Origin of the sequence: Streptomyces sp. NPDC001663 (genome assembly GCF_042893105.1) — a bacterium.
In the GTDB taxonomy this organism is placed as follows: domain Bacteria; phylum Actinomycetota; class Actinomycetes; order Streptomycetales; family Streptomycetaceae; genus Streptomyces.
The window spans coordinates 242,864-254,703 of sequence record NZ_JBIAUR010000001.1; the positions used below are offsets into that span (position 1 = coordinate 242,864).

At 70.9% G+C, this 11,840-nt stretch carries 10 protein-coding genes, 2 pseudogenes and 2 riboswitches; of the genes and pseudogenes, 6 read left to right on the top strand and 6 right to left on the bottom strand.

The window, feature by feature from the left end:
* Positions 1-61: 61 nt before the first annotated feature.
* The 4 genes from ACFY1L_RS01155 to ACFY1L_RS01170 all read right to left on the bottom strand — a co-directional run bounded on the left by ACFY1L_RS01155 (position 62) and on the right by ACFY1L_RS01170 (position 3,497).
* Positions 62-859, bottom strand: a complete 798-nt coding sequence (locus ACFY1L_RS01155) for an amino acid ABC transporter ATP-binding protein (RefSeq protein ID WP_388816244.1) — start codon at positions 857-859, stop codon at positions 62-64.
* Positions 856-1,836, bottom strand: coding sequence for an amino acid ABC transporter permease (locus tag ACFY1L_RS01160; RefSeq protein WP_388816247.1), 981 nt, complete (start codon positions 1,834-1,836; stop codon positions 856-858). Before ACFY1L_RS01160 ends, ACFY1L_RS01155 begins: the two co-directional genes overlap by 4 nt.
* Before the next feature lie 342 nt (positions 1,837-2,178).
* A riboswitch (SAM riboswitch) is annotated at positions 2,179-2,288 on the bottom strand.
* Positions 2,289-2,354: 66 nt separating this feature from the next.
* Positions 2,355-3,251 carry a glutathione S-transferase C-terminal domain-containing protein gene (locus ACFY1L_RS01165; protein WP_388816249.1) on the bottom strand — a complete coding sequence of 299 codons (897 nt, stop codon included), beginning with the start codon at positions 3,249-3,251 and terminating at the stop codon, positions 2,355-2,357.
* A 132-nt stretch (positions 3,252-3,383) separates the two neighbouring features.
* The gene (locus ACFY1L_RS01170) at positions 3,384-3,497 is read right to left on the bottom strand and encodes a putative leader peptide (RefSeq protein WP_388816252.1); all 114 of its coding nucleotides are present in this window, start codon (positions 3,495-3,497) and stop codon (positions 3,384-3,386) included.
* A gap of 260 nt (positions 3,498-3,757) precedes the next feature.
* Here ACFY1L_RS01170 and ACFY1L_RS01175 point away from each other — a divergent pair, with 260 nt between their 5' ends.
* The 6 genes and pseudogenes from ACFY1L_RS01175 to ACFY1L_RS01200 all read left to right on the top strand — a co-directional run bounded on the left by ACFY1L_RS01175 (position 3,758) and on the right by ACFY1L_RS01200 (position 9,580).
* Entirely contained in the window at positions 3,758-5,017 is a 1,260-nt protein-coding gene (locus tag ACFY1L_RS01175) for a hypothetical protein (protein WP_388816255.1), read from the top strand.
* 472 nt (positions 5,018-5,489) lie between these two features.
* Positions 5,490-5,612: pseudogene (locus ACFY1L_RS01180) on the top strand (SDR family oxidoreductase); the annotation flags it as partial.
* 40 nt (positions 5,613-5,652) lie between these two features.
* Positions 5,653-6,432: an SDR family NAD(P)-dependent oxidoreductase gene (locus ACFY1L_RS01185; RefSeq protein ID WP_388816259.1), complete on the top strand. Its 780-nt coding sequence runs from the start codon at positions 5,653-5,655 to the stop codon at positions 6,430-6,432.
* Between the two features lie 111 nt (positions 6,433-6,543).
* Positions 6,544-6,626, top strand: a riboswitch (cobalamin riboswitch).
* 170 nt (positions 6,627-6,796) lie between these two features.
* Positions 6,797-7,810: a FecCD family ABC transporter permease gene (locus ACFY1L_RS01190; RefSeq protein WP_388816263.1), complete on the top strand. Its 1,014-nt coding sequence runs from the start codon at positions 6,797-6,799 to the stop codon at positions 7,808-7,810.
* A gap of 1 nt (position 7,811) precedes the next feature.
* Positions 7,812-8,581: pseudogene (locus ACFY1L_RS01195) on the top strand (ABC transporter ATP-binding protein).
* Positions 8,582-8,593: 12 nt separating this feature from the next.
* The gene (locus ACFY1L_RS01200; protein WP_388816266.1) at positions 8,594-9,580 is read left to right on the top strand and encodes an ABC transporter substrate-binding protein; all 987 of its coding nucleotides are present in this window, start codon (positions 8,594-8,596) and stop codon (positions 9,578-9,580) included.
* A 29-nt stretch (positions 9,581-9,609) separates the two neighbouring features.
* On the opposite strand, the gene ACFY1L_RS01205 is transcribed toward ACFY1L_RS01200, so the two are convergent.
* Both ACFY1L_RS01205 and ACFY1L_RS01210 read right to left on the bottom strand, forming a co-directional pair.
* On the bottom strand, positions 9,610-10,545 hold the full coding sequence (locus ACFY1L_RS01205) for an L-tyrosine/L-tryptophan isonitrile synthase family protein (RefSeq protein ID WP_388816269.1): 936 nt from the start codon (positions 10,543-10,545) through the stop codon (positions 9,610-9,612).
* A gap of 87 nt (positions 10,546-10,632) precedes the next feature.
* The gene (locus ACFY1L_RS01210) at positions 10,633-11,832 is read right to left on the bottom strand and encodes a cytochrome P450 (protein WP_388818848.1); all 1,200 of its coding nucleotides are present in this window, start codon (positions 11,830-11,832) and stop codon (positions 10,633-10,635) included.
* Positions 11,833-11,840 lie beyond the last annotated feature (8 nt).

Genomic DNA, 11,840 nt, shown 5'->3' on the forward strand with positions numbered 1-11,840 from the left:
GGGCGGTGGCGTGGGGGGAGGTCGTGGGCGCGCCGTGGGGTCGCGACGGGGGTGCGGCGGGTCAGAGGACCTTGCTCAGGAAGTCCCTGGTCCGCTCGTGCTGTGGCTTGTCGAGGACCTCGGAGGGCGGGCCCTGCTCGACAATCCTTCCGCCGTCGATGAAGACGACCCGGTCGGCGATCTCGCGGGCGAAGCCGATCTCGTGGGTGACGATGACGAGGGTGGTGCCGCTGGTCGCCAAGTCCTTGATGACGGCGAGGACTTCACCGACGAGTTCGGGGTCGAGGGCGGAGGTCGGCTCGTCGAAGAGGATGACACCGGGGCGCAGGGCGAGGGCGCGGGCGATGGCCACGCGCTGCTGCTGGCCGCCGGAGAGCTGCCGCGGGTAGGCGCCGGTCTTGTCGGCGAGCCCGACCCGGCCGAGCAGCCCGCGGGCGAGTTCCTGGGCTTCGGGCTTGCCGAGCCTCCCGGTGGCGACCGGGGCGGCGGCCACGTTGTCCAGGACCGTCAGGTGCGGGAAGAGGTTGAAGTTCTGGAAGACGAAACCGATCCGGCCGCGCTGGGTCAGGATGGCCCGCTCGCTCAGCTCCTTCAGCCGCTCGCCGTGCCGCTTCACACCGATCAGCTCGCCGTTGATGCTGACGTGGCCGATCTCCGGCTTCTCCAGGTGGTTGATGACCCGCAGCAGGGTGGACTTGCCGGAGCCGGACGGGCCGAGGATCACGGTCACCTCGCCCGGCCGCACCGTCAGGTCGACGCCGTTCAGCACCCGGTGGGCGCCGTACCACTTATGCACGTCGTGCACCTCGACGGTGGCCGCCTCGACATCCGCCAGGGGCTCGAGGGTCTTCGCGGTCATACGGCGGCCTCCCGGCGGATGCGGGCTCGCAGGTCGGTGAGACCGGTGCGGAGCTTCTGCAACGGCGTCGGCGGGAGGGTGCGGGTGGCGCCCCGGGCGAAGTACCGCTCGACGTAGAACTGGATGACGGAGACGACGCTCGTCAGGATCAGGTACCAGACGGTGGCGACCAGCAGCAGCGGCACGATGTCGCCGGGGTAGGTGGCGCCCATGGACTGCGCGGTGCCGAAGAGGTCGAGCAGCGAGACGTAGAACACCAGTGAGGTGCTCTTGATCAGGCCGATCAGCTGGTTGACGTAGTTCGGGGTGATCGACCTCAGCGCCTGCGGGAAGACGATCTTCGTGAACTGGTAGCTCCTCGGCAGGCCGAGCGCCGATGCGGCCTCGTGCTGCCCCTGGTCGACGGAGAGGATGCCGCCGCGGACGACTTCGGCGGCGTAGGCAGCCTCGTTGAGGCTGAGGCCGATGACGGCGATGACCATGTCGGTGGCGAGCTTCGACTCGTCGAAGGAGAAGAAGGCCGGCCCGAAGGGGACGCCGACGCTCAACGTCTTGTACAGGGCACTGAAGTTGTAGAGGAAGAGCAGCACCACGATCAGCGGGATGGAGCGCAGCGCCCAGATGTACGTCCAGCTGACGGCACGCAGCACCGGGCTCTTCGACAGCCGGGCCAGGGCGAGGACGATGCCGCCGAGGAGGCCCAACACGGCGCTGTAGGCCGTCACTTCGAGGGTGATCAGCAGGCCGTCGACGATGTTCGGCCGCAGGAACCAGTACCCGAAGCGGTCCCACTGGTAGAAGGGGTTGGTCGTCAGGCCGTGCACGAACTGGGCCACGAGGACCAGCACGACGGCGGTGGCGATCCAGCGCCCCGGCCTGCGCAGCGGCAGAACTCGCTGTGCGGCGAGGGGTTTTGACGGGGCGTCGGCGGGCGGCGCCTCGGGGGCGGTGACGGTGACGCCTGGGGGTTCACTCATGGTGGGCTCCGGCTGAGTCGGTCACCCCGGACCGCGAAGACCGCACGCCACGACAGGACGCAGCGCACTGGAATGCACGGGACCGGGGGCTGGGCGGACGACGACACGCCGTGCGGGCGGGTGTTCGTCGGGGTGCGGAGGCTGAGGAGAGGTGTCAGCCCCGGCAACGGGCACAGCCCGGTGCGGTACACAGTGCGCTGTTCACGCGGAGCAGATCGACGGCACGGTTGGCGGCGAACAGGTTCAGCAGGTTCGCGTACGGCTGTACGCAGCCCTGAGGGCGGCGTGCGGCCGTCCTGGGAGCTGCGTACATGGTGTCACCGTCACTGTTCTGGCCCGTGGGCCTCGCGCTTACCGAAACGTCATCCGGTCCGGTCGTCACCTGGGGCACCCCACCGCGGAGCGAGGGTTGCCGGTCAGCTAGCCAGGGCTTGTCGCTGACGCTCATGACCGTTCTGAGCCGTAATTAAGACAACTGGCCGAACGGATGTCAACGCCGGTCCACTGTGTGGAACGACTCAGGGCCTGTTGACCTGCGGTCCGGTCCCGTTTCCGTCGGAGACATGGGCCGCCCAGTCCAGGATCTGGACAGCGGCGCCGGCGGCCTCCAGGCCCTGACAACGGTCGTGGTGGCGCCGGGCGATGCCGTCCAGGTCGAGATGCCTGCCGAAGGCCGGGTGGGCGGCCAGTCGGCGGGCGTAGGCCCACAGCACCGGATGGTCGGCGATGCGCTGCACCGCGCCGGCGTCCAGGTGGTTGCGGTGGACGGTGTCGAGTTGGACCAGTGCGACCCACAACTCAACGTCCGCGGCGGTGACTTCGTCGCGGATCATGTATGTGCGGCCGACCAGCCACCGCTCCAGCGCGCCCAGCGTCTCGAGCAGTGTCTCAAGCGCCGCCGCGCGCTCCGACTGCTCGCCGCCGGCCGATCCGGCGCTCTGCGCGGCCTGTTCGATGCCCTGCGCGCACATCCGCTCCACGGCCTCGATCTCCGACTCCGCGCCGCACGGGTACGGCGAGGGGCGGTCGCCGCCGAAGCGGCGGGCGAGGTCGCGCATGATGTCCGGGGCGTGCGTGCTGACGATGCGTCCGGACCAGTCGTCGCTGAGCACCGGCGCGACGGCCGGACCGGAGTACCGGTGGGCGCTCGCCTCGTACAGCGGCCGCAGGGCCGAGTGGCCGCCCTCCGGACAGTCGGGGACGGCGGGCAGGAAGGTCGCCGGACAGGCGGCGTCCAGGCCCAGCAGGCTGTGGGTGACGGCGATGCGCAGGCCGTCGGGACACGCGGTGGACAGATGGAGTCGGTAGCGGCCGGGTACGGCGTAGTGGCCACTGCGCGCGTCCCTGCCGATGCGACCGCGGAAGGCGGGCGCGGGCCGGTCGGACGCGTGGGCGGCCAGCGGTGTGACGGTCATGACTCTCCCCGGGAGCGGGCGCGGACGTACGCGCGGCGGAAGCGACGTCGGGCGAGGGAGCAGGGCTCACCTGTGCGCGCAGGTGGGGACGACTCCCCCAGGGGGACGCCGTCGGCGCGGGATGGGCGCGGCTCAGCCCTGGAGCCTGATCGCACTGCAGACGCGCTGCAGGTCGATGTGACGGCGGGAGGTGAGAAGGAGAGGCGAACGGCTCACTCGGACGGTGACCGGTTCCAGGCGCCTCATGTTTCCCTACCTATTCACTAGGATTCCCCTCTGGAGTGTCGATCGAGGCGGAGGCGGCGTCAAGAGGGCCGTCCCGCATCGCGGACAGTGGGCCGGACACCGGCTCACTCCAACCGTCCGGACACCGGCATCCCGGACCCCAGCCGCCACATGATTCCCCGGTGCAACCATTCGCGGTCGGAGGCTGTCTGTTGTTGAGGAACTCGCGTTCCCCCGCAGTTCGTCCGACCGACGCCGATGCTTCACCTCAGAGGACCCCCATGCCCCAGAGCTCTACCGGCCTTCGTCCGCTCCGACAGACCGCCGGCGCCCTCGGTGCCGCCGCCTTGCTGGCGCTGGGCGCCGCGCCGGCCGTCGCCGATGACGACACCGGAGCCGTGCTGACTCTGAGCAACATCGCGCCGATCGACGGGGTGAAGCCCGGCAGCACCTTCGACGTGCCGGCCGCCTTCACCAACAGCGGCAACGGCTCGGTCGACAAGGTCTACCTGTCGTACTCCGTCACCCGCGGACTGAGCCACACCGATCTGCCCTCCAACTGCCTTCGCTACGAGGTCGGTTCCTTCGACGAGGCGCCCAGCAAGTCGTACGCGGTCTGCGAGTTCGACCAGACCGTCGAACCCGGCGCCGTCTACGCACCCGAGAAGGCCCTGACGCTGAAGGCACTCGACCGCGCGCTGTACGACAGGCTTCGGGTGGTGGTCGACACCACCGACCCCGCCCCCACGGACGGCGCTTCCGAGCCCGTCCGCGGAACCGGCCCCGTGGTCAAACTGGTCAAGCAGCCCGACGCCACCCCGGCCGACCCCGGCTACAGCCAGCACCCCGACTGGGACGCGGTCGACGTCAAGGTCACCGCGAAGAACACGGCCGACTTCCAGGTGACGGGAGCCGACCTGAAGGGCAAGGTCGGCGACACGGTCCCCGTGACGGTGAGGTTCACCAATGCCGGACCGGCCTGGGTACTGCGGGACGGGGACATCCCGGTGACCAAGGTAAGGATCGGGATCCCCGCCGGTACGACGGTGACCAAGGGGCTCGACTACTGCCACAAGCTCGCCACCGGAAGCTATGAGTGCGGCACCTACCAGTCCTGGGCGGACGAGGGCGACGAGCAGTCGTACACCTTCAAGCTGAGGATCGACAAGGCGGTGTCGGGCGCCAAGGGCTCGGTGAGCCTCGCCGGTGCCGCCCGGCCGTTCGACACCGACAAGGCCAACGACACGGCCGCCATCACGCTCGACGTCGCCGGCAGCGGCGGCTCGACGGGCGGTTCCGGCACTTCGGGCGGTGACGGCTCGACATCCTCCACCGGCGGCTCGGGCTCCACGGGCGGCACCTCCACCGGGGGCAACTCGTCGACGGGCGGCACCTCCGCCCAGTCCGCCTCCGACAGCGGCGACCTCGCCAGCACCGGCTCCGGCTCCGTCCTGCCGATCGCGGGCGCGGCGACCGCGGCCGTGGGCATCGGCGCGGGCGCGGTCCTGGTGACACGGCGCCGCCGCGCGGCCCGCCGGTAACCCGCCACTCGCACGACGGCAGAGGCCGGCCGGGGACGCCAACTCCCCCGGCCGGCCTTTCCGTTGAGGTGGCCGTTGCCGCCGACGAACCCGGAGTGCTCGCCGACGTCGAGGGCGACCGGGAAACGGGACACCATGTTGTACACCGCCACGGTCGTCGTCAGTTCGACGAGTTCGGTCTCGGTGAAGTCGACGCGGAGGGCGTCGAAGAGTTCGTCGGGGACGTCGATGTCGCGGGTCATCGCGTCGGTGTAGGCGATGACCCGGCGGCGGCGGTCGTCGAAGTCGGGTTTCTCCTGGTGCAGTTCGGCGAGTTCGGCGTCGGTGAGTCCGGCCCGGCGTGCGTCGGGTTCGTGTGCCGTCCACTCGAGGCGGCCTTCAGACGCGGTCCGGGCATCCACCCCTCGGCGAAGGCCTTGCGGGCGGCGACCTCCGTACGGGCAGCCGGTTGCCGCCGGAGTAGGCGCTGGTGCCCGCCGGGCGCCTCGGCCGGACCGAGGACCTGATCGGGCCGCTGTTGTTCCTCGCCTCCGCCGAGTCCCGGTTCGTCACCGGGCAGGTGCTGTACGTCGACGGCGGGCGCACCCTCGTATGAACTGCTCTGTATATCCGGCGACTTCACGAACGGAGCCCGTATGACCCCCGTCCCCGAACGCTTCAGCGGCAAGACCGTCCTCGTCACCGGGGCGGGTACCGGATTCGGCGCCGAGATCGCGGTGCGGGCCGCGCAGGAGGGTGCGCGGGTCGCCGTCCACTACCGCAGCTCCGCCGCCGGGGCCGAGAAGACCGTCGCGCGCATCAAGGACGTCGGTGGCGAGGCGTTCACCGTGCAGGGCGACATCGCCGTCCATGCCGATGTGATCCGCATGGCCGAGGAGGTGTTCGGCCGGTTCGGTGTTCTGGACGTGCTGGTCAACAACGTCGGCGACGTGGCGGGCGACCAGATGTCCTGGCGGGACCTCACCGAGGAGTCCATCGACCACGTGCTCGCCGTGGACGTCAAGGGAACCATGCTGTGCGTCCACGAGTTCGGCTCCCGGATGCTGGACCAGGGGCACGGGGCCATCGTCAACATCGGCTCCACGGTGATCGTGCGCGGGAGTGCGCGGGCTCCGCAGTACGCCGCGGCGAAGTACGGGATCCTCGGGATCACCAAGTCGTATGCGCAGGCGTTTGCGCCGCACGTGCGGGTCAACACGTTTGCGCCTGGCTTCATCGAGACGGAGACGTTGCTGAACCGGGCGGACTGGAGGTCGGGGCGGCGGGAGGACATGATCGCGAAGACGCCGATGGGGCGGATTCCGGGGCCGGCTGAGGTTGCGGGGACGGCGCTGTTCCTCGCCACTGACGATGCGGCCCATATGACCGGCGTCTATCTCAACGCCGAGGGGGGTTTCAACATGATCGGGGCGTAGTCGCTGCCTTGGCGGTCGGCTGCTGACGGACGAGGACCTGGCGGCGCCGGCCGACGAGGTGCGGTGAAAGTCGCGGTCACGGCGTTTGTTACGCTCCGGGAGCCTCCCGTGGGGGAAGTCCGGTGAGAGTCCGGCGCTGACCCGCAACGGTATGCGCGGCGACCTCGTGGTCCGTCGCGCGAGCCCGATCGCCCGTGGGTGGTGCGACCCGTTGACTGCTCGCCGTGGACTGCGAGAGGGGACCGCGCGGCCCTCGTGTCGTACGGGCTGTCTCCTTGCGTGAGGTTCCTCAGGCGGCCCCACGCGAAGGACCGCCCCGACCGTGCGCCGAAGCCCCTCCCCCGGCCGAATACCCCTACCACCCTTGGTACTTGGGCTCGGGCTGCTCCTGCTCGTGTCCCTCGTGTGCGGTGTCGGTCTCGGGGCCGCCGGGATCGGCTGGGCGCAGGTGTTCCGTTTCCTGTGGGCCGGGCTCACCGGCGGGACGGTGCACGCAGGTGACGCAGCCGCGTACACCATCGTCTGGGAGATCCGGCTGCCGAGGGTGGTGCTCGGTGCCGTCGTGGGTGCGGGGCTCGCGGCCGTCGGTGTGGCGGTGCAGGCGATGGTCCGCAACGCGCTCGCCGATCCGTTCGTGCTGGGCATCTCCTCGGGTGCGGCGGTCGGCGCCAACGCCGTGATCCTGCTCGGGGCTTTCGCGGGGCTGGGCGTGTGGGCCTTGTCGGTGTCCGCGTTCATGTCGGCTCTCGCGGCGATGGTGCTCGTGTACGCCGTGGCCCGCTCGCCGCACGGCCTCACTCCGCTGCGGCTGATCCTGACGGGGACGGCGCTGGCGTACGGCTTCGAGGCCGTCACCACGGTCATGGTGTTCGGTGCGGCCCGGGGCGAGGCGGCCCGCTCGGCGATGATGTGGCTGCTGGGGAGTCTGGGCGGGGCGACCTGGGCGCAGGTGCCGCTCGCGGCGGTGACGGTGGCGGCCGGATGGGGCCTGCTGCGGTGGCGGGCCGAGGCGCTGAACGCCCTCGCGATGGGCGACGAGACGTCGGCCGCGCTCGGTGTCCGACCCGCCCGGCTGCGGCGGGAGTTGTTCCTCGTCACCGCTGCCGTGACCGGGACCGTGGTCGCGGTCAGCGGGGCGATCGGGTTCGTCGGGCTGATGGTGCCGCACGTCGTGCGGATGCTGGTCGGCGCCGAGCACCGGCGGGTGCTGGCCGTGGCGCCGCTCGCCGGGGCCGTGCTGCTCGTGTGGGCGGACGTGCTGTCCCGGCTGCTGCTGGCGCCCGCCGAGTTGCCGGTCGGGGTGATCACCGCGGTGGTCGGGGTGCCCGCCTTCCTGCTGCTGATGCGGCGCGGCGGCTACGCGTTCGGAGGCCGCTGACATGAGGCTCGACATCGACGGAGTGACGATCGGGGCGGCGGGCGCCCGGATCGTCGACGACATCCACTCACCGCTGAGAGCGGGGCCTTCGTCGGCCTCGTCGGCCCCAACGGCAGCGGCAAGTCGACGCTGCTGCGCTGCGTGTACCGGGCACTGAGTCCGGCCGCGGGCGCGGTCCGGCTCGACGGGGACGACGTGCACGCCATGCCGCCCCGGGCCGCCGCGCGAGTGCTGGCCGCGCTGCCGCAGGAGTCGTCGGCCGAGTTCGACTTCACCGTCGCCGAGGTGGTCGCCATGGGGCGGCTGCCGCACCGGGACCGAACGGCCGCGTCGGACAAGGAGATCTGCGCCGCGGCCATGGACCGCACCGGCGTCGCCCACCTCGCCGACCGGGGCTTCCTCGCCCTGTCCGGCGGCGAGAAGCAGCGCGTCCTGATCGCCCGCGCGCTCGCCCAGCAGCCCCGGGTGCTGGTCCTCGACGAACCCACCAACCACCTCGACATCGCCCACCAGTTGGACGTGCTCGCCCTGGTGCGCGGCAGTGGCCTCACCGTCCTTGCCGCGCTGCACGACCTCAACCTGGCCGCCGCGCACTGCGACGTCCTGTATGTGATCGCGGCCGGCCGGATCGTCGCCTCGGGCCCACCGCTCGACGTTCTCCAACCCGCCCTGCTCGCCGAGGTGTTCGGGGTGCGCGCCCATCCCGTACGGCATCCGGAGACCGGCGCCGTCCAGCTCCTGTTCGACCTGCTTCCGACCACCGCACCGTAAGGAACGCCCCCCATGCGCAAGTTGCTCGCCGCCGCCCTCTGCCTGGCCGCGACCGCCACCGGTTGCGGCGCCACCGTGGAGACGCCGACGGAGGCGAAGACGTCCGCCGTCACTCTCACCAACTGCGGCCGCAAGGTGACGTACGACAAAATCCCCAAGCGTGTCGTCACCAACGACGTCGGCATCACCGAGCTGATGTTCGCGCTCGGTCTGGAGGACCGCATGGCCGGGTTCGCCATGCCCGACGACAAGGGCGACCTCAGCCGCGTGCCCTGGAAGGACGGCTACGACAAGGTCAAGTGGCTCTCCAAGGACCAGCTCACCAAGGAGAACGTCCTCGACGCCCGCGCCGACCTCGTCTTCGCAGGCTGGAACTACGGCTTCCGCGAGGACAGCGGCTTCACCCCCGATGCCCTGAAGAAGCTCGGCATCCCCACGTACATCCTCACCGAGTCCTGCCACAACGGCCGTACGAAGACCTCGCGCGGCATCATGCCGCCCCTGGACGCCCTGTACGCCGACCTCACCAACCTCGGAAAGCTCTTCGGCGTCGAGCAGCGCGCGGCCACACTGATCGCCGGCTTCAAGAAGCAGATCGCCGCCGTCCGCGCCAAGGCCCCGAAGCAGCGTCCCAAGGTCTTCCTCTACGACAGCGGGCAGGACCAGCCCTTCACCTCCGGCCGCTACGCCGCCCCCGACCAGATCATCTCCGCGGCCGGCGGGGTCAACGTCATGCACGACGTCGCCGACTCCTGGACCACCGTCGGCTGGGAGAGCGTCGTCGAGCGGAACCCGGACACCATCGTCATCTGCGACTACGGCGACGTCAGCGCCGAGCAGAAGAAGAAGTTCCTCCTCTCCTACGCTCCCCTGCGCAACGTCTCCGCGGTCAAGCACCGGCGGATCTTCGTCCTGGACTACGTCGACCTGGTCGAGAGCCCCCGCAACCCGTCCGCGATCGCGCGGCTCGGCGCGTACTTGCGGTCGACGGGCGGGTGACCCTGTCGCTCCCCGTCGTGGATCTCCGGTCACTCTCCTTCGAAGTGGCTCGGTCTGCCGTCCCGTTGGATCAGTCGGCCGAGCCGCTCGGCCCCGGAGCGGGGCATCAGTGCCCAGGTGCCGTCGGGCCGGCGCAGTGCCGCCGAGTGCCAGGGCGTGGTCCAGGCGTCGGGTGCGTCGAGGAGCCGGATGCCGAACTTGGGGGCGCCGACGGGCTGGGGGTGAATGGACAGGCGTACGGCGTCGGGGTGGTGCTCGGCGATCAGGTCGCCCCAGGCGCGGCTGCGCTGGATGACGCCGTAGGCACGCTTCCGGCATGCGCGCTGGAGGGCGGAGCGGGTGCCGGTGCGGTCGGTGCTGTCCTCGAAGAGGAAGCGGGTGATCCCCCGGTAGAGGGCGAGGGCGTGTTCGTCGGTGCGGATCTCGGCGCGCAGGGTGTCCGGAGCTGGGGCGTGGTGGTCGTGGACGTAGGCACGCTTGGTGTCGTGCGGGAGGTCGCCGAGGACGTCGCGCAGGTCGAAGACGGACAGTCTGTCCAGGCCCGACTCACGTATCAGCACGCGGAGTTCGTCGGCGTAGGCGTCTATGTGCTGGTCCGGGACGCCGATGAGGTCGCCGAAGACGTGGCCGTCGGAGCAGATGACCATGCGCGCGCCCGGCGGGTGGATCCGCCCGACCTCGGTGCAGAGGTCGTCCAGGAAGGTGAGGGAGAGGCGTTCGCCCATGTCGGGGAGGCGGCCCAGGACCTTTGCGGGGTTCGGGGACTTGCACGGGAAGCCGGGCAGGGTGAAGACGATGGGGGCGCCCCCGCGCACGAAATTCGTGATCCGGCGCAGCTGATGAGGGAAGGCCTCGGCGGAGGCCCGGGCCTGGTCGGTCGTGCGGTGGTGCCGCAGAAGCAGGTTCAGGATCGCGGTGGCGGTGGTCGTGGTGCTGCGCATGGGCAGGGTGTTCGTCGGTGGCATGTCGCTCCTCCGGGAGGCGTGCGGGCATGGCGCCTCGGCGGGGCTGGGCGCCGTCCGCTGCGTGAAGTCGGCCTGCGGGAGGCGGTGTCAGTCGCGTCGGACGTAGCCGACCGGCAGGTGGTTGGTGCCGCGGCCGAGGACGGCCGGGATCCACTCGATGTCCCCGTCCGCGACGGCGAGGCGGAGGCCGGGCAGGCGGGTGAGCAGGGTGCCCAGGGCGATCTGGAGTTCGGCGCGGGCCAGGGCGGCACCGGGGCAGAAGTGGATGCCGTGGCCGAAGGCCAGGTGCGGGTTGGGGCTGCGGTCGAGGTCGAGGGTGTCGGGCTCGGGGAAGCGGCGCGGGTCCCGGTTGGCCGCGCACAGGGAGACGATCACCGAGTCGCCGGCCGGGACCTCGGTACCGTGCAGGTCGCTGTCCCGGTCGAAGAAGCGCCAGGTGGTCAGCTCGAAGGCGCTGTCGTAGCGCAGGAGTTCCTCGACCGCGCGGGGCAGCAGGCCGGGGTTCTCGCGCAGGCGGGTGAGCTGCTCGGGGTGGCGGAAGAGGGCGATCAGGGCAGTGGTGATCTGGTTGGTGACCGGCTCCTGGCCCGCGACCAGGAGCTGGAAGATCATCGAGTCCAGCTCCTCCTGGGAGAGTTCGCGGCGGTCGCGGGCCACGACGAGGCGGCTGAGCAGGTCGTCGTCCCAGTGGTCGCGCTTGTGGGCGACGACCTCGGCTATGTAGGTCTGCAGGCCGTGCAGCCGGGCCTCGTACCGCGGCCGTCCCGGGTCGGTGGGGCCGACCGGCTGGACGACCTTGCCCCAGTCGCGGTCGAAGCGGGCGGCCAACTCCTGCGGGAGGCCGATGACTTCGGCGAGGACCTGGAAGGGGAAGGGGGCGGCGAAGCCGCTGACGAGGTCGGTGGGGCCGGACTCGGGCAGGGCGTCGACGAGCGAGTCCGCCAACTCCTGGAAGCGGGGCCGCAGTTCCTCGATGCGGCGGGGGGTGAAGGCATCGGTGACGAAGCGCCGCATGCGGGTGTGTTTCGGCGGGTCCTGGTGGAGGAGGTGGACCTGCAGCTGGGAGTGCTGGGGCTCGGGCATGATCGAGGCGCGGGCGCGCCAGTGGTCGTTGCCGCGGTCGTGGTTCTTGCCGAGGCGGTCGTCGTTCAGGGCGGCGTGCGCGGCGTCGTAGCCGGTGACGACCCAGGCCCGGACGCCGCTGGGGAAGAGGACGCGATGGACGGGGCCCGCCTCGCGCAACTGCTCGTACAGGGGGTAGGGGTTGGCCTTGTAGGGGCAGCCCATCAGCGGGA

Coding starts and splice junctions, on each gene's coding strand:
- ACFY1L_RS01200 (WP_388816266.1), top strand. CDS start 8,594: ATGCGCAAGTTGCTCGCCGCCGCCCTCTGCCTGGCCGCGACCGCCACC.
- ACFY1L_RS01205 (WP_388816269.1), bottom strand. CDS start 10,545: ATGCCACCGACGAACACCCTGCCCATGCGCAGCACCACGACCACCGCC.
- ACFY1L_RS01165 (WP_388816249.1), bottom strand. CDS start 3,251: ATGACCGTCACACCGCTGGCCGCCCACGCGTCCGACCGGCCCGCGCCC.
- ACFY1L_RS01155 (WP_388816244.1), bottom strand. CDS start 859: ATGACCGCGAAGACCCTCGAGCCCCTGGCGGATGTCGAGGCGGCCACC.
- ACFY1L_RS01175 (WP_388816255.1), top strand. CDS start 3,758: ATGCCCCAGAGCTCTACCGGCCTTCGTCCGCTCCGACAGACCGCCGGC.
- ACFY1L_RS01185 (WP_388816259.1), top strand. CDS start 5,653: ATGACCCCCGTCCCCGAACGCTTCAGCGGCAAGACCGTCCTCGTCACC.
- ACFY1L_RS01210 (WP_388818848.1), bottom strand. CDS start 11,832: ATGGGCTGCCCCTACAAGGCCAACCCCTACCCCCTGTACGAGCAGTTG.
- ACFY1L_RS01170 (WP_388816252.1), bottom strand. CDS start 3,497: ATGAGGCGCCTGGAACCGGTCACCGTCCGAGTGAGCCGTTCGCCTCTC.
- ACFY1L_RS01160 (WP_388816247.1), bottom strand. CDS start 1,836: ATGAGTGAACCCCCAGGCGTCACCGTCACCGCCCCCGAGGCGCCGCCC.